Here is a 21,085-nt window from a genome sequence, read left to right on the forward strand (position 1 = left end):
CAAACCCCAAGCGCAAGTTCTGCAGCAATTACCTCACTCTTATGAGGACGCGTCTGCAGCCTCGCGATAAGCCGCACCTTCGCCGTAAGGTACGTTGATACCCCCATAACGCCGGACGCGAATATTGCATTGCTCGGCATGGCCGACAAAGCCTTCCAGCATACACAGGCGTGAGCCGTATTCGCCGATCATTGCCGCGGCCTCGTCGGTAACAACCTTCTGGTAGCTATGAGTTTTCATGAATTTGCCGACCCACAAGCCGCCGGTATAACGTCCGGCCTTTTTGGTCGGCAGCGTGTGGTTCGTGCCGATCACCTTGTCACCGTTTGCAACATTGGTCCGCGCCCCAAGAAACAGCGCTCCATAGCTGGTCATGTTTTCCAGGAACCAGTCGTCACGGTCGGTCATCACCTGCACATGCTCAGAAGCGATATCATCGGCAACTTGCAGCATTTCGTCATAAGTGTCGCAGACAATGACTTCCCCATACTCATCCCAGCTGACTTTTGCGGTTCCGGCGGTAGGCAGGATGCCGAGGATACGGTCGATCTCGCTCAGCGTTTCTTCGGCCAGCCTGCGCGAGTTGGTGACCAGAACACAGGGGCTGTTGTAGCCATGCTCGGCCTGCCCCAACAAGTCGGTCGCACAAAGTTCGGCATCGGCAGCGGTTTCGTCGGCAATGACCATGGTCTCGGTCGGGCCCGCAAAAAGGTCGATGCCAACGCGACCAAAGAGCTGCCGTTTGGCTTCTGCGACAAAGGCGTTCCCGGGGCCGACCAGCATGTGGACCGGATCAATGGTTTCCGTACCGATCGCCATGGCACCAATCGCTTGGATACCACCCATGACATAGATCTCATGCGCCCCACCCAGATACATGGCAGCGATCACGGCCGCATTGGGCTTGCCCTGAAACGGCGGCGTGCAGGCGATGATGCGAGGCACACCCGCGACTTTAGCGGTCGCAACCGACATATGCGCCGACGCAACCATCGGGAATTTACCGCCAGGAACATAACAGCCAACAGACTGCACTGGGATGTTCTTGTGGCCGAGGATGACGCCCGGCAAGGTTTCAACCTCGATATCCAGCATTGAGTCGCGCTGCGCCTGGGCGAAGTTTATCACCTGTTTCTGAGCGAACTTGATGTCGGCCAGCTCGCGTTCGGTCAATGAGGCGATCAGCTCGTCGATCTGTTTCTGGCTCAGGCGGAAGCTTTCCGGCGAGTAATTGTCAAACTTTTCCGACAGATCACGCACTGCCGCATCACCGCGGGTTTCGATGTCTTTCAGCGTCGCTTCAACGACAGCGCGGGTTTTGGCGTCATCTTCGGCCCGGTCGGCCTCGGGTTTGCCGCTTTTCAGATATTCGATAGCCATTGTCCTAATCCTCAATTTTCGGGCCGAGGCGGAATTTCTTCTCCCCGGTCAAATGTTTCCCACCCTTTGCCCTGGAACAGATCGACGCCAAGCTGCGAGGCGACATGGGCAAAATCGACATTCACCCAGTTGTCGACGATCTTGCCGTCGACAACTTTCCAGAAATCCATGTAACGGATCTCGACGCGCTTGCCGGTGGGCGCAATCCCCAGAAATTCGCCAGAATGGGTTGCTTCCTGGCGGCCAAAAGCTGCAGCCCACTCGCCCATATAAAGCCGGGCCTCGTCGATGCAGGTTTTGTCGGAAAACGCAGCCTGGAACGGGCGTTGCCAGTTTTCCTGGAATTCCTTCAGGCCCGTCTTGGTGCCGCAACCCTGGTTGCCAAGCCAGCGGAACCCTTCGGCGAAGAATTCGCCGATGTCTTCGATACGGTGGTCGTTCAAACCATCGACCATCCCCTCGATCACGGCGCGGGTCTCGTCGGTTTTGCTCATGTCCGTGTCACGTGTCAGCACGGCTTGTTCGGGGCGGGAGCCCTTCATGTTTCTCTTCCTTTTATGGTTACCAAGGGATCTTCTGTGTGGAGGGCGAGGATTAATCCGCCGTCAGAAAATCCCTTGGCATCCGGTTGAGCGCCGGATGGCGCGCAACGGCGTTATGTCTGGCAGAGCAGCTCATGCAGCCTGCTCGGCGATTTCAGCAAAGAGGTCATAGCCCAGTTGCAACAGCACATGCGGGACATCGACGAAAACCCAGTTTTCGACCAGCAGATCGTCCTCGCGGCGCCACCAGTCACAGACCCGCATGAAGACGCGTTTGCCACTTGCGGACTGGCCGAGGAAAGGTTTCACCTGAACGCCAGTTAACGAGGGCCAACCGCCCGAGCATACGTAATTACCTTCGCCATAGCGGGTGAAATGCGCCGTCATGCCGTTGCCCGCAGTGCCGCCAGACCAGCCTTCAAAGGTGGCTTCGAAAGGCACCTGGAAGCTGGCAAAACTCTCGATCCCGACGAAAGAACCGAAGGCGCCGGGGCCGTACCAGACCATGTTGTCATGCCAGTAGGGGCGCCAAGCCTCGTTCTCGGTAGCAAGCCCGGCCAGCATTTCTGTGACCATATGATAGCTCTTGGCACCCTCGGCAGGATCCTGCGGAGTGGTCAAGATGCCATCATGGCTGGCAGGGCCCTGAATCATGCCGGTGAAGCCGCGGGTCTTGCCCGGGCTGTCAAGGACCGGCCATTGTCCAGCGGCCAGCATCAGCTCTGGAATATCGAGGAAGATATAGCTTTCCACCGCCTTGCCGTCCTGCATCCGGTGGAACTCGCCGAAGCGCAAATAGGCAAGCTCGCCTGTGGCCCGGATGCCGAGCCAGTCGCGCGAGAACCGACCAACGAAATAGCCGGTGGCGCTGATCCAGTCCTGCCCGTCAAATTCGCCGGCCATGACGATGTCATCGCGCCGAAAAAGCCCGTCGAAGGCAGCGGCGAGCGGGGCGATGACGTGATCGTGCAGCCCGAGGCCGCCCGCGACCTCATTGAAGGGATGCACCACGTTGACATGTGCACCGGGGGCGAAGAAAGCGTCAAATGCTGGCCGGAAGTTGCCAGGATGGCGTTGTGCTTCGGTGAATTTCAGAAAGGGTTTGCGGTCGAGGTTTTTCATCTTCTCTGTCTCAATGGGGTCTGTTCGGGGCGTGTTCGGAGAAGCGCCCCGCAAGGTCCCGCGCGCATCAAAGCAAATGGAATTCGTCCCGGCCGCTGGGTCCTGCGCGCAGCCACATTCAGTCTGGCTGTATGCGCATGGGCAGATACGGACTGAGGATGAGTGCGTCCCATCAGAGTTAGCCTTTCACAGCGCCGGCCGTCAGACCGCCCACAATCTGTCGCTGGAAGAACATGACCAGAATGAACAGTGGAACTGTGGCTGAAACCACAGCCGCAACCGCGAACATCACGTTACCTTCAGTCTGCGTTGTACCAAGAAACGCGGCAATGGCAGGCACCATCGTGCGGTTGCTTTCGGACAGCAGCATCGCCCCGACGGCAAAATCGTTATAGGCCAGCAGGAACGAGAACAGCCCGGTGGTGATCACCCCTGGCCACATCACCGGAATGATCACGCGACGAAATGCCTGGAACTGGTTGCATCCGTCGACCTTGGCACTTTCATCCAGCTCGCTTGGGATGTTCTTAAAGAAAGAATGCAGCATCCACAGAGTGAACGGCTGGTTGATCGCCACAAGCACGATGATCGTGGTTGGAAGGATCCCCCAGATGTTCCATTCGAAGAAAGGCAGCAAATATCCCGAGACCAGCGTAATCGGTGGCATAGCCCGGAAGATAAGTGCCGTGATCAATAGCCAGAACGTATAGTTGTAGGTCGACCGGGACAGAGCATAGCCCCCCAGCGTTCCGATTGTGAGCGAGATGGCGACAACAAAGAAACAGACGATCCCTGTGTTGAGAACATTCCGCCAGAATTCTTCCTGTATCCAGGCGCCCTCGTACCCTGTGGTTGTGAAAGGCGAGCCATAGACGGCTTCGGTCCGTGCTCCGGTGATGGCATTGGTCCAGTCGGCGATCGAAAAGAAATCCAACTCTACTTTGAACGAACCCCAGACCGTCCAGAGGAACGGGAAAGCGGCCAGAACGAACCATAGGATCACAAATAAGGATGAGGCGATCCGGAGACTTCTAGGCATTCTTTGTGCGCGGCTGGCCATTTTATCTTGCTCCTTTGAAGTCGCGCCAGGTGCGGACAAGCACGGGTGACAGCAGAATGGCGACTCCGATTATCGTGATCACAGAGGTCGCGGCCGCGGAAGAAAGCTGCCGGGTTTCACCGCCTAAGTCGTTGAAGATGAATGTACTAAGGGATTGTGCGTGCGCACCTGCGCTGAACCCGATTATCGGTTCAAACACCTTGAAGTTGTCCATCAACTGAATCAACGCAACAAATGTGACCAGTGGCATGAGATGAGGAACGACCACGAACTTAACCTGTTGCCAGCGGGTTGCCCCGTCTATCTGGGCGGCCTCGATTTGATCCTGGGGCAATGTTTGCAGCCCCGCATAGAACACGACAAATGCAAATGGAGCGGCGTGCCAAACTCCATAAACCATCAGCGCCACCCACATCAGCCCGGTTGAGGCCTTCAGGCTAAAATCCGGATCCCCGGCCAGATATACTAGGGCGTTGCCAATGACCCCGCGGCTGTCAATCATCCAGAACAGGATAAGCGAGCCAATCAACGGAGTGACGATCATCGGCAGAAGCGAAAAGAAGATCAGCAGCCCTTTGAGACTTCGGTGCAGGGAGTTGATTGCCAGCGCAATCACCAGCCCCAAAATGATTGTGAGAGGCGTAACAACAAACGTGAAGGTCAGCGTAAAAGCCATTGCCCTGTAAAAGGGCAAATTACCGATCTTTGAGAAGAAACCGCCCCAGGTTTCATTCACAGCCCAGATTTGGCCAATTTCCTGGATCGCCAGGTGGCCACGGTCCAGGTAAATGTCCAATCCGACAAATCGGCCCAGTGGTTTCTCGGCGCGAAGGGCGGCTGTTGCCTCTTGATCAATCGTGGTCTCTGTCGTGCAGCCAATCAGGGGGGTGCAGCTTTCGACCTCTAACAAAACGGCCGGATGAGGCGCGAAAATGGATTGGGTCACCACCGAGACTATCGGCATCGCGATGAACAGCAGCATCGCAAGCCCGGTGGGCAGGAAGAACCACAGGAAGGTCTTATGGCGCATGTCGCAATCCCCACGTGAATTGGTTTGTGCGGGCGGCCATTACAGACGCCCGCACGAGTCAGGCCCTACTGGAGGAAACCTTGTTCGATGGCAGCGGCGCGATATGCGGCTTCGACATCGGCCAGCGCCTGCTCAGCGCTTTCCTTGCCTTGCATGAAGTCTGAAAGTTCATTGCCTAGCGCGCTGTGCATCAGGCCCATGTAAGGCAACATCGGATAAGGCGGTGTGCCCATTTTGGCCGCCTCAAACACGCCTTCGGCGTCCGCACCAGGCTCGTAGCCTTCGATCAACCATACCGCCAGCGGCGTGGTTTCATCGTTCAGCATGTCAGGACGGATACCGTGTTTCATCGCGATGAACGTAGCCTCGGCTTCTTCATCCGAGATGTTCTTGCCGACGGTCCAGCCGTCCCACCACAGGGTCGATGCCGGCGTCGACCCGCCGCCGACTGTCAGTGGTGCGCCGATCGCATGACCGTCGATCACTTCCTGAAGCACGCCTTCGGTCGTGGTTTGCTGCGATGCGCGTGAACCCCACATATTCATGATTGCAACGTTACCAGCACGGTATTCGGCATTAGTGGCATTGGAATCGTGGGTCAGGAAGTCGGGGTTCATGTATTCCGACAAAGCCTTCATCATGTTCAGCGCATTTACACCAGCCTCAGAATTCACGTTGGGCTCGGCTGTTCCGGCTTTGAAGTGGCTGCCGCCATAGCCAAGAAAAATGTTGTTGAATTCCTGTGCCAGATTCCAACCCGACGCATAGGCGCCGCCAACCGGGTTTTGCATGATGCCCTGCTCGCGAATGGCTTTGGCAGCTTCGAGCAATTCTTCATAGGTCGTTGGCACTTCGACACCGGCCTGTTCCAACACGTCCTTGCGATACATCAGGTGCTGAGCATTCGCCATGAACGCCACGGCCATAATGTCATCACCAATCTTGATCAACTGACCTGGCTGCAGGTCCTGACCATGCTGTTCCACCAGATCGTTGAGCGGCCGAATAACATCTTCGTTCATCAACGCCACGATCGAGCTGTTGGCGATGATGGCACTGGTGTATTCAGACGGGTTTCCGGACAGACCAGCCACGTTGATGGTCTGGTGCTCGGAGGTCAGGTTTGAATCGACCGATGCGCCTGTGCATTCTTTCGCGCCGGTTGCGACGGCCTGAATGGCCGCAAATTCGTTACCAACGATATTCACGCGCCCGTTAATTTCACAGGCATAACCTGCGCTGGCGGCAAAGGCGGCCAAGGACCCAGCCAATGCTATTTTCTTCAGAAACATTTGTATTCCTCCCTAGGTAGATGGGTGCATCTTCGAAGTCTGCACCTGCATTAAACCCGGCAATGCGGGTTTGGATTTTCTGTTCAGCGCTCCAAACGCGTTCCGGTTTGCGCATCAAACAAGTGGCAGTGATCGGTGTGGATATGGATTGAAACCTGATCATCGATTTCAGCGCGATAGGTTTTGTCGGCTTTGACCGAAACCAGCGCGCCACCGATCCGAACCGAGACCATCGTGCTGTCGCCCAAAAGCTCCTGCGTGTAGATGGGCCCGTTAATCTCGCCGCCGCTTTCCACGACATTGGCGTCCTCGGCGCGAAAGCCCAGCGTAATCGGGCCGTCCGACGCATTCAGCCCATGCACCTCAGTGTTCTGAGCCCTAAACACCCCATTCTGAACCTGACCATCGATAAGGTTCATTGCAGGGTTGCCAATAAAGCTGGCCACAAAAGTGTTTGCGGGTGCATCGTAAATATCGGTCGGAGAGCCAACCTGCTGCACGATACCCTGCTTCATGATCACCACACGATCGGCAAGGGTCATCGCTTCGATCTGGTCATGAGTCACGTAGATTGTGGTCACGGCAAGCTCGTGGCTGAGGTTCTTGATCTGCGCGCGCGTCGAAACACGCAGCTTGGCGTCAAGGTTTGACAGCGGTTCGTCCATCAGAAAGACATTTGGCTCGCGAACAATGGCGCGGGCCAAAGCGACGCGCTGACGCTGGCCGCCCGACAACTCTGCCGGTTTGCGATGCAGAAAGTCATCCAGTTCGACCATGGCCGAAGCGCGGCGCACTTTTTCGTCATGCGTGGAAGGGTCGATGCCGCGCACCTTCAGCGGGAACCGGATATTCTCATAAACATTCATGTTCGGATAGAGCGCGTAGGACTGAAACACCATGGCGACATCGCGGTCCTTGGGCTCCATGTCATTGACACGCTCGCCATCTATCAGAATGTCGCCCTCGCTGGCGTCCTCCAAACCCGCAATCATGCGCATGGTCGTCGTCTTGCCACAGCCTGATGGGCCAAGAAGAACCAGAAACTCTTTATCGGCAATAGTCAGGTCGAAATTATCGACCCCCACAAACGATCCCCAACGTTTCCCAACACTGCGAAGTTGAATTTCGGCCATTCTGTCCTCCCATGTGCACTTGTCGTGCATACGTTTGCAAGAGCATAGACATCTGATGGAACATCAGGCAAGCTTTTTTTGCATGCGTTTGCAAATCTACGTTTCACTATACTGAAAACCTGTGCTCAATTCCTGGTAAAGCACTGAAAGAAAAGAATATGCCTTACGAAGCCGAGAAAAATATTGTTCTGGATCTTTATGAAGCTCTGAGCCGAGCTGAAGAATCAGCGGTCCCTGACGTGATCTCGAAATATTGCGCCGATGACTATCTGTGGCGCGGATTCCATCCCTTTGACGAACTGCATGGCCCCAGTGACGTAGGTGCCCAGTTCTGGCTTCCGCTGAAACAAAGCCTGACCCGAATGCAGCGCCGCATGGACATATTCATGGCCGGAGAAAACGAGATGGACGGTTTCACCTCGGTCTGGGTTGTATCAATGGGCCATCTCATGGGGCTGTTCGACAAAGATTGGCTAGGTATCTCGCCAAACGGCAAAATGACATTTCTGCACTATTGCGAATTCAACAAGGTCGAAAACGGGAAAATCACTGAAACCGCGATGTATTTCGACATACCTCATTTCATGATGCAGGCCGGATTGCAGCCGTTCCCGCCTCAGACAGCCGCGCAGCTCGTGCAGCCGGGGCCCATGACCCATGACGGCCTGATGGTCGGTCCGCAACCTGAGGCGGAAGGAGAGCGGACTCTGGCGGCCATCAACTCTATGATCTCCGATCTGGGCCAATGGAACAGCGGCCTCAGCCTTGAGGACGAGCTACGGCGCACATGGTCCGAAGACATGATCTGGTGGGGGCCATCCGGGATCGGGGCGACCTACACGATCGAACGCTACGCCCAACAGCATGCAGGCCCTTTCCGTGCTGGTTTCACTGACCGGTCGAAAACCAAACACATATGCCGACTGGCAGAGGGTCATTATGGCGGTTTTTTTGGCTGGCCGAACTTCACAGCCCGTCCAACTGGCGGGTTCATGGGAATGCCTGCGACTGACAAAGCCGGTGAATTTCGGGTAATAGATATCTATCGGCGAGACGGGGATAAGCTGGCCGAGAACTGGATATTCATCGACCTTTTACATTTCTGGAAACAGCAGGGCGTGGACATCCTTGCCAGAATGTCCGAGCTACCGCGAACATAACCGGCAGGATTGACGCACATCAGACCTTGGCTCTGTGCACTACCCCTGGCCCATGGCGCGTAGGGTCAAAAGGTTCTTTGGCGACCCAGCGCCGATTCACCTGGAATACATGCTGAACGAGTTCCGGTCCGACGCCGCCCCAATCGGGGCGGCATTTCTTGTTTGCAAACGGAGCAAGCGCTGGCTCATATCCCAAGCCTCACATGGGCCCCGCGCAACGAGAATGGGCCAAGCGGCGGCGTTCAGGGCGTCCCATTGGTCGGGGTCAACCTCAATCCCCTGTTCCAAAGCTTGGTTATAGTTGGCTGCTAGCTGCGCCGCCGAAATTTCAAACCGCTGAAGTTCGGGTTGCTCCACCTGACGTGTCACCGCGTCCGCCAACAATGCAGGCTGATTTGTGCAGATGATAGTGACGGTCGAGATTTCTTCATGATCACGATAGGAAACACCTTAGCGGAGGGAAAGAACGCTGAGATCAGGAATACATCCTTTGGATATTGCGCGCCTTTAAAGGAAATCATGAACCGGCTTTCGACTTGATATGACCAGCAGCCATTCACGCGCTAATTCCGAATGCGTTGATGGTCAAAAGATTGCAACATTTTCCGATCAACAACCTGACCAAGTCCCAAATACAGTGACCAGTCGGCTGTCCAATCTGCTGGTATCGGAAATCCAAAAAGTGTTCTGAATACTCGAGCCTTGACGCATTTTCGAATTAGGGCACTGATGTTGACATCCCGGATGCGCTGTATCCATATCCTGAATTCCATGATCGGCAGCAAAAATAGTGGAAAAGAAAAACTGCACAGAAAGTGAAATAGGTCAGACACTGCAACGGTTACGCCAAGAGCGTGAACTTAAGTTGGGTGACCTGGCTACTCGGGCACAGGTGTCCACTGCGATGATCAGTCGTATAGAGAATGGTAATGTCTCACCTTCGCTTGCGATGCTGCAATCACTGGCGGATGCCCTTGATGTGCCATTGGTGGCATTGTTTGCACGCTCAGACGCGGCAGCAGATGTGCATCACGCGCGTGCCGGGGATGGTCTCCAGGCGCGGCGTATCACTCAGGGGCACACGCATAACTACCTTCTGTTGGGTAAGCACAGCGCACCCCAAGGGACGTTCCAGTCGGCACGGATCAGTATTTCAAAAGAACAATCAGACAATTTGCCCGGCTATCAGCATGAAGGCTATGTCTTCATATACATAATCGAAGGCCAGGCAATCTATCGTTGCGGCAGCGAAGACTTTGATATGTCAGCGGGAGATACGTTGAGTTTTGATGCCAAGCTTCCACATGGTTTCCGTAAAATCCACTCGCAAAAGATCGAATTCATAGCCGTCTCTACTCGTCAGCAATAGCAGGGAAATCCAGATACACAACCCAATTTGGCGCCAACTAAGTGATATCGCATGCTGGCCAGATTTTTGAAATTCGAATAACTATATCTTATGGGTCGAATCTGACACCCTACATGAAAAGGCAAAACCACTGAGGCCAAATGAACATCACATTCCGACAAGTTGACGCGTTTCGAACGGTGGTCTCGACCGGGACTGTGACCGAGGCCGCAGCGATGTTGGGTATTTCTCAACCTGCAGTCAGCCGGCTGATCTCTGATTTCGAAGAAGAAGTTGGGTTTCCACTTTTTCAGCGTGTCGGCCGTGTGCTGATACCCACAGACGAGGCCAGATTACTGGTTGAAGAAGTGCGCCAAGCCGTTAGCGGTATGGAACATATTAAGGATTCTGCCACAGCTATTGGGAAGTTTGGCCACGCGCGCCTCAATCTTGTGATTACGCCGGGCGTTTCTTCGCAACTCGCGCCGGACCTGATAGGGAAATTTGCTGCCACTTGCCCACATGCGATGGCCCGAATGGAAATTGCCCCCAGCGATGACGCAGTCGAATGGATGGTGTCCCAGAATTATGACTTTGGCATCACGACAACCCAACCGGCAAATCCGTCATTTGAAAGCCTTGTGATCAAAGACAGTGATGTGTGCTGCGTGGTTTCGGTGGATCACGCCTTGGCCGACAATGCTCTTGCCCAGGCGAGGGATCTGGCAGATGAAAGTTTTATTTCCTATATGCCTTCCTCTCGCTTTCGCTATGAAATCGACCAATTTTTCGAAGCAAAAGGGATTGCACGGCGCATGCAGTATGAGACGCGCACAACCGACTCTATCTGCAGGCTGGTTTCACGTGGTTTGGGAGTTTCTGTCGTCGGCGCCAGTCTGGACTACCTCAAGACCATTCCAGGTTGCGTGGCTATACCATTTGCCGCGCCGTTAAACTTCCGGGCTGTTCTATTTTGGTCAAAGAACAAGACCCTGTCTGCCGTTGGAAAGTCTTTTCTGAACATCGTCCAATCAGATCTCAACGCCGATTGAGAGCCGCCCGAAAAGTCGAACGCGCCTGAGCGCTGTGGATATAGGCATAGTCGCGGGGATAGGACGCGCCTGCCTTTACTTCCATCGAAATGAACTGCGGGCCGGACAAAGATAAAACCTGTGGTGCCGCTTCGGAAAACCGGTCGATATCCGTGAAACGTTGCACACCCGCGTACCCTGCAGCCCAGGCCATAGCAGCGAAATCAACCATGTCCGCCCCAGGCAGAGGATGCGCTCCGTTCACTTCGTACACCCTGTTGAAAGATAGAAAGTGATACAGGTTTCTTGCCCCGGCACTGGCAATTGTGACCAATGCCCCGAGGTTCATCAACAGACTGCCATCACCATCCAGAACAATCACGCGCCGATCTGGATTGGCCAATGCCAGCCCCAATCCGTGAGATGAGGCCTGCCCCATCGCCCCGACTGCGACATAGTTCAGTTCACGTGGGTTCAGCGCCAGCCAGTCGAAACAGCTTTGATAGACTGCGACCACAATATCGTCGTCGCGAACATGAGGGATCAGCGCCTCGAGCGCCGCATCTCGGTGCATTGTCATGGTGTCTCCGGGGGGCGCCCGATCAGGAAAATATGAGGTTTTGACGATGTATAGGCGGCCTCAACGGCCTGGCAGATATGCGCCTCATCTCCGGGTTCTTCGATCAGCGAATGCGACAGTTCCATTGCATCCAGCACCGGACGGATGATCCTGACCCCGTAAGAGGCCGAGTAATCTGGGTGTATGTGCGGTTCTTTTCCTTGCAGACCCACCATCATCACGACCGGTAATTCGTAATCCACCCCGATAGCCCGGATTGCATTGAGAGAATCCATCAATCCTGTTTGCTGCATCATCAAAAGCGCACGGGTTCCGTTATATGACATAGCCCCACAGATACTGACACCTTCATCTTCCTTGCAGATGCGGGTCAGACGAAATTCCGGATCCCGAGAAATTGGCCATAGCAACCCATCACTGGTAACAATATCAGGCAGGGCCACGATTTCACGCACCTGCGCTGCCTTAATTTGTGCCAGAATTGCTGCACCAGAAGGATGCGCCACCTTTGGCACATCCGCCGCCACCCTAGACGAAGCGACCATCACGCGCCTCCGCCCAGAAATCTTGCAATACCGTCCCGCGCAATCCTCAGATCGCGCATATGTCCGACAGTTATGCGCAAATAGTCCCCGTATGCGGACGAGGCGAACCGCCGCACCGCGACCCCTTCCTGCAAAAGCGCGCTTGTGGCCGCTTCTGCGGATTTTTGCATATTGGGAAAATGAACCAGAACAAAATTCGCCTGACTGGGTATTACGCCCAACCCAAGTGCCTGCATCTCGGCGCTGATCCAGTCCCGGCCCCTACGGTTCGCATCGTGGACATAGCGTGTGTGCGCCTCATCTTCCAATGCCGCAATCGCAGCTGCAGCAGAGGACGACGCCACTGGAAATGTCAAACCGACTCGACGAACAGCATCGATGATGTCATCGGGCCCGTACATCCAACCCACGCGCGCGCCGGCCAATCCGTAAATCTTGGAGAACGTCCTGCAGATGACGACATTTTCCGCCTGTTCGACCAGAATATGGGCGGGTTCATAATCCGGCGCGTCGACGTATTCTTCATAAGCTGCATCGATGATCAACAAGACGTTGTCCGGCAGTGCAGCATGCAGGCGGCGAACTTCAGTTCCGCTCAGGTAAGTACCTGCCGGGTTTTCGGGGTTGGCCAGATAAACCACCCGCGTCCGATCAGTCAACGCATTGATCATACGGTCAGCGGATGGTTTGAAATGATCATCTGCAACCGACACAACCTCGGCATCGTTGGCATAGGCGTAGTTCGGGACCTTCAGATAACCGTTTGCACTGCGGATCAATTCGGTACCGGGTCCAAGATATGCCCGCGCCAGCCGCGCCAGCAAGTCGTCGGACCCCTGCCCTGTTGTGATGCGCGCGGCATCCAGTCCGAAATGGCTCGCGATTGCCGGGGCAAGAATGTGATCCGGATTTTCCAGATAACGTTCAATCGAGCTGGCGGCAGCCCGTGCCGCGTCTCGGGCAATCGGACTGGGACCAAACGCACTTTCGTTTGAATTGAGCAGGACTGCGGAGGGCGGCGCGATATTGGCCGCCTCGCTCACCATATGGGGTTTGATCCTGTCAATTCCCGCTTTCGCGAGGGCAACGGTCATTCATGTCCTCCTGCACCAATAGGCGGGGTGGGTTGTGATTTTCCTTCATATCACATAACTAGTCATTTTTAGCAATTCACTTTCTTAAATGTTATGATATTGATGTGCAGAATACCACCCTAAGGACTCACATGACTGATCCCCACGCGACCTCGAACAGCAGGCTTCATCTCACAACGGATCTTGACTTACCGGGACGGAATACCGGTGATCTGATGTTGAAATGGTCCGACAATGCTGTGCCCCTTGGGTATTACCCCGTTCCGGTCATCAGCATCCGCGGACAGCCGGGGCCTGTCGTGTTGATGCTTGGGGGAACTCATGGTGATGAATTCGAAGGTCCAGCAGCTATCCTTCGGCTTGCAGCGCAACTTGATCCGTTAAAATTGACCGGACAGGTCATCCTGATCCCAGCTCTGAACGCCCCGGCGGTTCACGCCTCTTCGCGTGTTTCGCCGCTAGATGGTCAAAACCTGAACCGCGCATTCCCCGGAAATGCAGACGGCGGCCCAACCGCCATGCTTGCCCATTTTATTGAAACTGAAATGATCCCGCGGGCAGATGCCGTGATTGATCTGCATTCCGGAGGCAAGGCATCAGTGTTCGAACCCTGCGCGTTGGCTGCACGCACAGACGATGCGCAGCTCACTGCAGCCAATATGGAATTGGCTCGGGCCTTTGGGTTGCCGTTGATCTGGGTACTCGGTGCGAACAACGACAACCGATCAGTTAACTCCGCCGCGGCTCGGGCCAAGATCCCTATGATCGCGGCGGAACTGAGCGGTGGCGGCGGTGTCGACCCTGATGTGACCGATCTTGCTGAGGCTGGCCTGATGCGTTGCCTGCGTCATCTGGGTGTTCTACCCAGCAGATCCTCGGAATCTGTCCCGACGCACTGCGTAGAAATCGCGGACCCAACGCACAGTCTCTACGCCCCTGCCGATGGCCTGTTTGATCGACGCTGCTCCGCCGGACAATATGTCGAGGCCGGAGCATCTGCTGGCACGCTCTTTTTTCCAGCCGAACCGGATCGCACACCGTTGGATCTGAGGTTTCCAGCTTCGGGTCTTGTTCTTGCCCATGGCAATCGCGGTGTGGTGCGCCGGGGCGATTTGCTGACCTTGGTGGCGCAACCTCTGCCCGAGGGGCCATAGATGCGGACCTATACGCCATTCATCAACGGGTCATTTCTACCCTGGGCCGCTGAAACACTTCCGAGTGTTAACCCGGCCACCGGCACTGAATGGAGCAAGATCGCACGATGTGGCGCTGAAACAGCCGATCAAGCCATACGAAATGCCGACCGCGCCTTTCGGGAAGGCCCATGGGCCAACACCAGCCCAAATGACAGGGCCTATGTTATTGATCAGCTTGCCGATACTTTGGAGACCCGCTGGCAGGAACTGGTCGAGCCCGAGATCCGCGACAATGGCAAGCGGATCTCCGAAGTACGGGGGCAATTTGCCGGATTGCATAGCTGGTTTCGGCATTTCGCAGCACAAGCTCGCAAAATGCAGCCCGAACAACAGGCAAATACAGTCCTCGGTGTGAGCAGCGTAGGCCACTACATCCCATATGGCGTGGTTGTGGCAATAACACCTTGGAATTCTCCTTTGATGATCCTTGCGTGGAAGCTGGCTCCGGCACTGGCGGCGGGCAACACGGTTGTTGTCAAACCATCGGAAATGGCGTCAGCTTCAACGCTGGAATTTGCTCGGCTTGTACATGAGGCTGGGTTACCGCCTGGCGTCCTGAATGTAGTGACTGGGCTCGGCTATGAGGTTGGCGAGTCGCTCGTTCGCCATCCATTGACCCGCAAGGTGACCTTTACCGGGTCAGATCTCGGAGGATGTAAAGTCGCCGAAGCAGCGGCGGCGGGTGTGGTCCCGACAGTGCTGGAGTTAGGAGGAAAATCACCGCAGGTTGTGTTTGCTGACTGTGATCTGGACAACACCGTCAACGGCATTCTCTCTGGTATTTTTCTGTCTAATGGACAGACCTGTGTCGCCGGGTCACGTCTAATCGTCGAAGCCAGCATGAAAGAAAACTTGTTGGCAAAACTGCTGTCACGGGCGCGCGACTTTCGTCTTGGTGATCCGATGGAGCTTGAGACCCAGATTGCTCCGCTGGCCAATGAACCGCACCTGCGCAAAGTGACCGAAATGATTGCACGGGCAAAGGCGGATGGGGCTGTTTGCCTGTTGGACGGGCTTGAAACTGCCGCTGGGCGAGACGGATTTTTTGTTGGCCCAACCATTTTCGACAATGTGACGCCCGACATGCAGCTCTGGCGCGAAGAGGCGTTCGGACCGGTGCTGGCGGTTACCTCATTTGATACAGAAGCCGAGGCCATCGCGCTGTCCAACGATAGCGACTATGGGTTGGCGGCCGGTGTCTGGACCGCGGATCCCGCCAAAGGCGAGCGAGTGGCCGAGGCTATCGTAGCAGGCACCGTTTACATCAATCATTATCGCAGCGTCGATCCCGCCAGCCCTATTGGCGGGGTCAAGCTGTCCGGATATGGGCGAGAACTTGGCCCGGACGCCATCAAGGATTTCTGTCAGATCAAATCCGTCTGGACCGGCGCAGCGCCGGTCCCGGATCCGTTTCCCTGATCTGTCAGCACCAATACGTACGGAGGACGCCATGAATGACCATTTCGACGCCCCCAAAGGCGATTTTAGAGGCCATGACAAGCAGTCAGTTTGGGCTCAGAAACCTGACCCGGAACTGACTGAGGTTGGCCCTGGCACCCCATGCGGGGAATATCTGCGCCGGTTCTGGATGCCGGTGGCAATGACAGATCAGGTTGGTGATCTGCCCTATCGTTTACGCATTCTGGGCGAAGACCTTGTACTGTTTCGCGAGAAGAAAGAAGGCAAGCTGGGGCTGACTCACTTGCATTGCTGCCACCGCAACATGAGCCTTGAGTTCGGGATCGTGGAGGAAGGCGGCATTCGCTGCTCTTATCACGGTTGGAAATACGGGCTGGACGGCACCATTCTGGAGACCCCCTGCGAACCGCCCGCATCACAAGTCAAGAAAAAGGCCTGTTTGGGGGCGTATCCTGTGATCGAATACAAAGGACTCGCCTTTGCCTATATGGGTCCACCCGAAGCCCAACCTTCTTTCCCTGTAATGGACACTTTCGATGATGAGGGTGACGAGCTGGTGCCCTACCTGATCAAATCCCCTTGCAACTGGCTTCAGGTCATGGAGAACGCCTGGGATCCGTTTCATGTGGTCTATCTTCATACGCTGGCCGTGCGCAGCCAATTCATCGACGCCTTCGCCGAAATGCCGATGATTGAGTTTCATGCCAGTGCCACTGGTGATTTTTACACCAATGTGCGGCGTGTAGATGACATCGTCTGGATCCGTATTCATGATCATATGCTGCCGTCATTTACCCAGAACGGTGGGCATTTCCCGGTGCCCAACGGGTCGCGTTACTTTGGGCGTTGCGGGTTGTCGCGCTGGATCACACCCATTGACGACACGAACACCATGGTCATTGCCTGGCGTCATTTCCGCAACGATGATGCCAACGATGACCCGAAGGGCCTGACTGACAAAAGCAAAGTGGGCTTTGGCAAGACCGACTTCTATGGGCAGGATCCCGATCGCCCATATGAAATGCGGCAACGCGACCCTGGCGACTATGATGCCTGGGTCAGTCAGGGGCCCAAAAATATCCATTCGCGCGAAAATCTCAGCTTTTCCGACCGGGGGGTGGCCAAGGCGCGCCGGCTGCTGCGAAATGCCATCCGCGCGCTGCAAAACGGAGAACGTCCGGCACAACCGTCTGACAATTTCTCCGGACAGATCATCCCAACCTACGCCGGTGATACGATGCTGAGAATACCCGTGCAGGAGGGGCGCGACGATGGTGCAGTTCTCAAGGAGATCTCGCATCAGGTGGCCGAGATTTACATGTCCGGCGATCACTTGCAGGGCGATGATCGCAAAGCCTTCATCATTGAGGCACTAAAAACATACGAGGCAAGTTGGTCATGACCACGCGTATCCCTCACAACCCTGGCCGGGTTGACTGGTCAGGTGAAAACCCGGGCATTTACCTCAAGCAGAACGCTGATCAGGAACAGTATGATACTCTGGCACTGTTTTTCCGCGTTGTGCTCTCGCCTTATGGTCGCGGTCACGCGGCAATCATCTTAGGTGCACCGGATCGGGCGCAAGGTTGGCCACATGTTCCAAATCTGATCATGACCGACAACCAGCGTTTGATGCGTTGGATCGTGGATGGCTGGGTGACCAAAATGCCGACCTTCGTCGGCAAAGCGGGTCTAGAGGCGATGACCTGGCTCGACTGCGACAGTGTCGAAAAGCGTCCTGGCAATTTGAAGGCACGTTACTCAGAAACATTACGTGGATCAGGCGTCACGGTCGAAATGATCTGGCACGACATGGGTGCACCTTTGCCGGTCGAAGTGACCAAGGAAAACTCGGCCACCAAAGAGCATGAAATGTATTCGGTGTTTCTGGAAGCAAAATCCGCACAGGTCGTGATCAACGGTACGCCCCTGCCTGGCATCGTTGCCGATCGGCAGTTCTTTGGCCGAACCATGAGCACGGCTTTTCTAGCCTTTTCGGAAACCTGGGTAACGCCACAGGAGGATCTGTGATGCCATTGACCGAGCCAGTCACACCGGGCACCGTAGATTGGACAGGTGAAAACCCGGGCATTCTGCTAAAAGACGACAATGGCGATTTCACAGCGATGGCTTTGTTCTTTCGCGTTGCCTGGTCGCCTGTCGGACAGGGTCAGGTATTGCTGCTTTATGGGACACCTGATCAGGTTGAAGGACCGCCAGAGGCTCCAAATGTGATCCTCAGCGACAATCCAGATCTAACCACATTCCTGAAAAAGAACTTCATCAGCAAACTGGCTGCATTTGCCGATGCACCAGCATTTGCCACCATGCCTGAAATCGGCGCACAAGCTGTGCGAACCTCCGGCGATCCGATGAGCCACCGCTATACCGAGACAATAGTAGGTGAGAGCCTGACCGTCGAACTCGTCTGGGAGGGGCTCCAACCGCCACGGGCGCTGGAACTGTCGCCACATGAGGTTGCCTCGGGCGAACAGAACATGTTTTCGCTACTCGTGCCGGCGCATTCGGCACAGATTATTGTCAATGGCAAATGGCTGCCAGGTAAGCTGGGAACAAGGGTACAGGCCGGCTACGATACGACCACCGCGTTCCTATATTTCTCGGAGACATGGATCATCCCGCCGGAGAATCCGTGATGCTGCATCCTGCGGATCAACTCGCATTTGACAGGGCAATGGTAACACAGCCGGTCTGGAACCGGTTCAACACGGCCGCCGACGCGTTGGGGCTTGCGGAAAACACACTGCTTCATGCAGGGCCGGCCTTTGCCGATCCCAATCTAATCACGGCCCCGATCCTTAATTCAGCTTGCGTCGCAGCAGTCTGGCAGGGGCTTGCTCGGGATTTCGACCAGGCCGAGGCGATGATCCTAAATGGTGAAATCGAGTTGAAACCCGCTCAGGATCACGATCTTGTCACTCCTCTGGCCGCTGTTGTCTCGGCAGACATGCCGCTACACACAATTTATGATGCCTGGCGCGGGCAGCAACGTGTGTTCACACCGATCAATGCGGGCAGCCGTCCAGCGATGCGGCTGGGTCAACGATCCATGGCAGTGTTGGAGCACATCCGCTGGCTCAACACCCGATTTGTGGATGTGTTGGACAATGGGCTCGCCGAAGGTATCGCACTTGTGCCGCTGGCCGTGACTGGCCTGGTAGGGGGGGACGACTGCCATGGACGAACACCCGTTGCAACAGACGCGCTTGTCGCCGAACTGAAAGATCGTACCATTGGCGGGATCAAAGACGAAGAAGCGCTGGCCTTCATGGCTAGCTCGCCGTCGCTGTTCCTCAATCTTTGGATGGCAGCCACAAAATGCATGATGAAGTTGGCCGAAGGTGTCGAAGGTTCAAGTTTTGTCACTGCTGCCGGTGGCAACGGGCACGAGGTTGGCATCCAGATTTCGGGCTTGCCCGGCCAATGGTTTACAATTCAAGCCGATCCACCAAAAGGGAAATTCGAAGTCGATGTGCCCCAGGACAGGGCATTAGGAGCAATCGGTGACAGCGCCGTAATTGAGGCTTTCGGACTCGGCGCCATGGCCATCGAATTGAGCCCAGATCAGAAAAAGGGTCTGGGTGCCTTTCTCCCCGACAACGCTCAAGCACGCAGTTCCGGCCTATCCGTAGGGACACATCCTTATTTTCGAACACTAGATATTCAACTAGGCAGCACGGCACGTGGCGCGGTGGCCGAAGGGTCGGGGCCGGTAATTGGTCTGGGTATCCTCGACAAGCTTGGCGAAGCTGGCCGGCTGGGAGGGGGTATTTATGACATGCCGGTCACCCCCTTCGCTGTGGCCATGGAAACGTTGGAGAAATGACGGAGTTAAACAGGTTCAGCGCGCATGAATTGGCCCGGTTGATCCGCGAGGGTGAAGTCAAACCGTCTCAGGTGATGGCGGCACATCTGGACCGAATTTCGCAACGGGAGCCTGCGATCGGGGCGTTTCAGTACCTCGATGCGGATCACGCCATGGAGCTTGCTCACGCTGCCGATACACTTCCAATCGGTGGGCCGCTCCATGGCGTACCTTTTGTTATCAAAGACATTATCGACACTGAAGCTTTGCCAACAGGTTGGGGCAGCGATCTTTATTCCGATCGACAACCAGACAAAAACGCGACATGCGTCCAGACTTTTCTGAACGCAGGGGCGATCCCAGTTGGCAAGACGGTCACAACCGAGTTTGCCTATTTTCGACCGGGCAATACTGCAAATCCGGCAAGTCTTGGACATACCCCCGGCGGCTCTTCCTCCGGGTCTGCCGCTGCGGTCGCCGACTTCATGGCACCGCTCGCATTTGGCTCGCAGACAGCTGCCTCTTTGATCCGGCCGGCCGCTTATTGCGGTATCTGCGGCCTCAAACCGACCACGGGTAACTATGATCTGAGCGGGGTTATGGGCTTGTCAGGCAGCCTTGACACGCTGGGAGTTCTGGCAAGAGATCCGCGTGATCTGGTGTTGGCAGATGCCGTTTTGCGTGGAACAAAACTGACACCGCCACCTGAATACGACGTTGCGTTGCCCCGGGTCAGCCTGATGCGTGGTCCCCATTGGGCGGACGGATCGATAGAGATGCGCGACACCTGCACACGTGCGCTGGCAGCCATTGCCGCGACCGGTGCGGAAACAGGTGAAATCACGCACCCGCCGATATTTTCCCAGCTTACACAGGCGCAAATAACCGTCATGGGGTACGAGGCAGCCCGCCTTCGCAAAACAGAGTACCAAATTGGCGTCCCCGGTATCAGCCAGCAATTCCACGATTTGATAGCCGATGGGCTGCTGGTTACAGAAGACGAATATCTTACTGCGGTTGAGACCCGTAACCGTGCATCAACCATGCTGGATCAAATGTTCCGCGACGTGGATGCGTTGTTGGTTCCCTCAGCTCCTGGTCCGGCACCGGCAGGGCTTGGCGCGACAGGTGACCCGGTGTTCTCGCGGATGTGGACTCTGCTTCAGGTGCCCTCAATCGCCCTGCCCTTTGGTACGGATCACTCTGGTCTACCGCTAGGTATACAACTGATCGGCCCGTGCGGAGCAGATAAGCGATTGCTGGACATCGCCCAATGGGTGCACGGGATTCTGCAGGTATCCTGCCGAGCAGCATAAATCCCGCTCTC

At 55.7% G+C, this 21,085-nt stretch carries 21 protein-coding genes; 10 read left to right on the forward strand and 11 right to left on the reverse strand.

Annotation, left to right across the window (positions count from 1 at the left end; translation table 11 throughout):
* Positions 1–39 precede the first annotated feature (39 nt).
* The 7 genes from hisD to AC2FIC_RS06885 all read right to left on the reverse strand — a co-directional run bounded on the left by hisD (position 40) and on the right by AC2FIC_RS06885 (position 7,559).
* Positions 40–1,380, reverse strand: coding sequence for a histidinol dehydrogenase (gene hisD / locus AC2FIC_RS06855; RefSeq protein ID WP_496691514.1), 1,341 nt, complete (start codon positions 1,378–1,380; stop codon positions 40–42).
* Positions 1,381–1,391: 11 nt separating this feature from the next.
* Positions 1,392–1,922 carry an ester cyclase gene (locus AC2FIC_RS06860; RefSeq protein WP_142639920.1) on the reverse strand — a complete coding sequence of 177 codons (531 nt, stop codon included), beginning with the start codon at positions 1,920–1,922 and terminating at the stop codon, positions 1,392–1,394.
* A gap of 132 nt (positions 1,923–2,054) precedes the next feature.
* A complete protein-coding gene (locus AC2FIC_RS06865) occupies positions 2,055–3,044 on the reverse strand; it encodes a nuclear transport factor 2 family protein (RefSeq protein WP_496691513.1) in 990 nt (329 codons plus the stop codon).
* A 178-nt stretch (positions 3,045–3,222) separates the two neighbouring features.
* Positions 3,223–4,104 carry a carbohydrate ABC transporter permease gene (locus tag AC2FIC_RS06870; protein ID WP_496691512.1) on the reverse strand — a complete coding sequence of 294 codons (882 nt, stop codon included), beginning with the start codon at positions 4,102–4,104 and terminating at the stop codon, positions 3,223–3,225.
* Between the two features lies 1 nt (position 4,105).
* Positions 4,106–5,134, reverse strand: a complete 1,029-nt coding sequence (locus AC2FIC_RS06875; RefSeq protein ID WP_496691511.1) for a carbohydrate ABC transporter permease — start codon at positions 5,132–5,134, stop codon at positions 4,106–4,108.
* 65 nt (positions 5,135–5,199) lie between these two features.
* Positions 5,200–6,426 carry an ABC transporter substrate-binding protein gene (locus AC2FIC_RS06880; protein WP_496691510.1) on the reverse strand — a complete coding sequence of 409 codons (1,227 nt, stop codon included), beginning with the start codon at positions 6,424–6,426 and terminating at the stop codon, positions 5,200–5,202.
* A gap of 83 nt (positions 6,427–6,509) precedes the next feature.
* Positions 6,510–7,559 carry an ABC transporter ATP-binding protein gene (locus tag AC2FIC_RS06885; protein ID WP_496691509.1) on the reverse strand — a complete coding sequence of 350 codons (1,050 nt, stop codon included), beginning with the start codon at positions 7,557–7,559 and terminating at the stop codon, positions 6,510–6,512.
* A gap of 158 nt (positions 7,560–7,717) precedes the next feature.
* Here AC2FIC_RS06885 and AC2FIC_RS06890 point away from each other — a divergent pair, with 158 nt between their 5' ends.
* A complete protein-coding gene (locus tag AC2FIC_RS06890; RefSeq protein ID WP_496691508.1) occupies positions 7,718–8,719 on the forward strand; it encodes a nuclear transport factor 2 family protein in 1,002 nt (333 codons plus the stop codon).
* A 96-nt stretch (positions 8,720–8,815) separates the two neighbouring features.
* On the opposite strand, the gene AC2FIC_RS06895 is transcribed toward AC2FIC_RS06890, so the two are convergent.
* Entirely contained in the window at positions 8,816–9,088 is a 273-nt protein-coding gene (locus tag AC2FIC_RS06895; protein ID WP_496691507.1) for a hypothetical protein, read from the reverse strand.
* 421 nt (positions 9,089–9,509) lie between these two features.
* Here AC2FIC_RS06895 and AC2FIC_RS06900 point away from each other — a divergent pair, with 421 nt between their 5' ends.
* Both AC2FIC_RS06900 and AC2FIC_RS06905 read left to right on the forward strand, forming a co-directional pair.
* A complete protein-coding gene (locus AC2FIC_RS06900) occupies positions 9,510–10,088 on the forward strand; it encodes a helix-turn-helix domain-containing protein (RefSeq protein WP_496691506.1) in 579 nt (192 codons plus the stop codon).
* Positions 10,089–10,228: 140 nt separating this feature from the next.
* Positions 10,229–11,119, forward strand: a complete 891-nt coding sequence (locus AC2FIC_RS06905; protein WP_496691505.1) for a LysR substrate-binding domain-containing protein — start codon at positions 10,229–10,231, stop codon at positions 11,117–11,119.
* Here AC2FIC_RS06905 and AC2FIC_RS06910 read toward each other — a convergent pair.
* Genes AC2FIC_RS06910 through AC2FIC_RS06920 form a run of 3 tightly spaced genes read right to left on the reverse strand, consistent with a single transcriptional unit; the run spans position 11,106 to position 13,317 of the window.
* Positions 11,106–11,678 (reverse strand): thiamine pyrophosphate-dependent enzyme, encoded by a 573-nt coding sequence (locus tag AC2FIC_RS06910; protein ID WP_496691504.1) that lies wholly within the window; start codon positions 11,676–11,678, stop codon positions 11,106–11,108. The genes AC2FIC_RS06905 and AC2FIC_RS06910 overlap by 14 nt on opposite strands.
* Positions 11,675–12,223 (reverse strand): decarboxylase, encoded by a 549-nt coding sequence (locus AC2FIC_RS06915; protein ID WP_496691503.1) that lies wholly within the window; start codon positions 12,221–12,223, stop codon positions 11,675–11,677. The genes AC2FIC_RS06910 and AC2FIC_RS06915 overlap by 4 nt, the downstream gene beginning before the upstream one ends.
* Positions 12,223–13,317, reverse strand: coding sequence for a pyridoxal phosphate-dependent aminotransferase (locus tag AC2FIC_RS06920; protein WP_496691502.1), 1,095 nt, complete (start codon positions 13,315–13,317; stop codon positions 12,223–12,225). The genes AC2FIC_RS06915 and AC2FIC_RS06920 overlap by 1 nt, the downstream gene beginning before the upstream one ends.
* 131 nt (positions 13,318–13,448) lie before the next feature.
* Between AC2FIC_RS06920 and AC2FIC_RS06925 the strand changes: the two genes are divergently transcribed.
* The 7 genes from AC2FIC_RS06925 to AC2FIC_RS06955 are packed head-to-tail and all read left to right on the forward strand — an operon-like array spanning position 13,449 to position 21,074.
* Complete coding sequence (locus AC2FIC_RS06925) at positions 13,449–14,471, forward strand: succinylglutamate desuccinylase/aspartoacylase family protein (protein WP_496691501.1); 1,023 nt, start codon at positions 13,449–13,451, stop codon at positions 14,469–14,471.
* The gene (locus tag AC2FIC_RS06930; protein ID WP_496691500.1) at positions 14,472–15,932 is read left to right on the forward strand and encodes an aldehyde dehydrogenase family protein; all 1,461 of its coding nucleotides are present in this window, start codon (positions 14,472–14,474) and stop codon (positions 15,930–15,932) included. It abuts the gene before it with no gap.
* A gap of 31 nt (positions 15,933–15,963) precedes the next feature.
* Positions 15,964–17,334, forward strand: a complete 1,371-nt coding sequence (locus tag AC2FIC_RS06935; protein WP_496691499.1) for a Rieske 2Fe-2S domain-containing protein — start codon at positions 15,964–15,966, stop codon at positions 17,332–17,334.
* On the forward strand, positions 17,331–17,963 hold the full coding sequence (locus tag AC2FIC_RS06940; protein WP_496691498.1) for a hypothetical protein: 633 nt from the start codon (positions 17,331–17,333) through the stop codon (positions 17,961–17,963). Before AC2FIC_RS06935 ends, AC2FIC_RS06940 begins: the two co-directional genes overlap by 4 nt.
* Positions 17,963–18,589, forward strand: coding sequence for a hypothetical protein (locus AC2FIC_RS06945; protein ID WP_496691497.1), 627 nt, complete (start codon positions 17,963–17,965; stop codon positions 18,587–18,589). The genes AC2FIC_RS06940 and AC2FIC_RS06945 overlap by 1 nt, the downstream gene beginning before the upstream one ends.
* Positions 18,562–19,779, forward strand: a complete 1,218-nt coding sequence (locus AC2FIC_RS06950; protein WP_496691496.1) for a YlbE family protein — start codon at positions 18,562–18,564, stop codon at positions 19,777–19,779. Before AC2FIC_RS06945 ends, AC2FIC_RS06950 begins: the two co-directional genes overlap by 28 nt.
* On the forward strand, positions 19,776–21,074 hold the full coding sequence (locus AC2FIC_RS06955) for an amidase (RefSeq protein WP_496691495.1): 1,299 nt from the start codon (positions 19,776–19,778) through the stop codon (positions 21,072–21,074). Before AC2FIC_RS06950 ends, AC2FIC_RS06955 begins: the two co-directional genes overlap by 4 nt.
* The last annotated feature ends 11 nt before the right edge of the window (positions 21,075–21,085 follow it).

The organism is Ruegeria sp. CDSC079 (assembly GCF_059610505.1).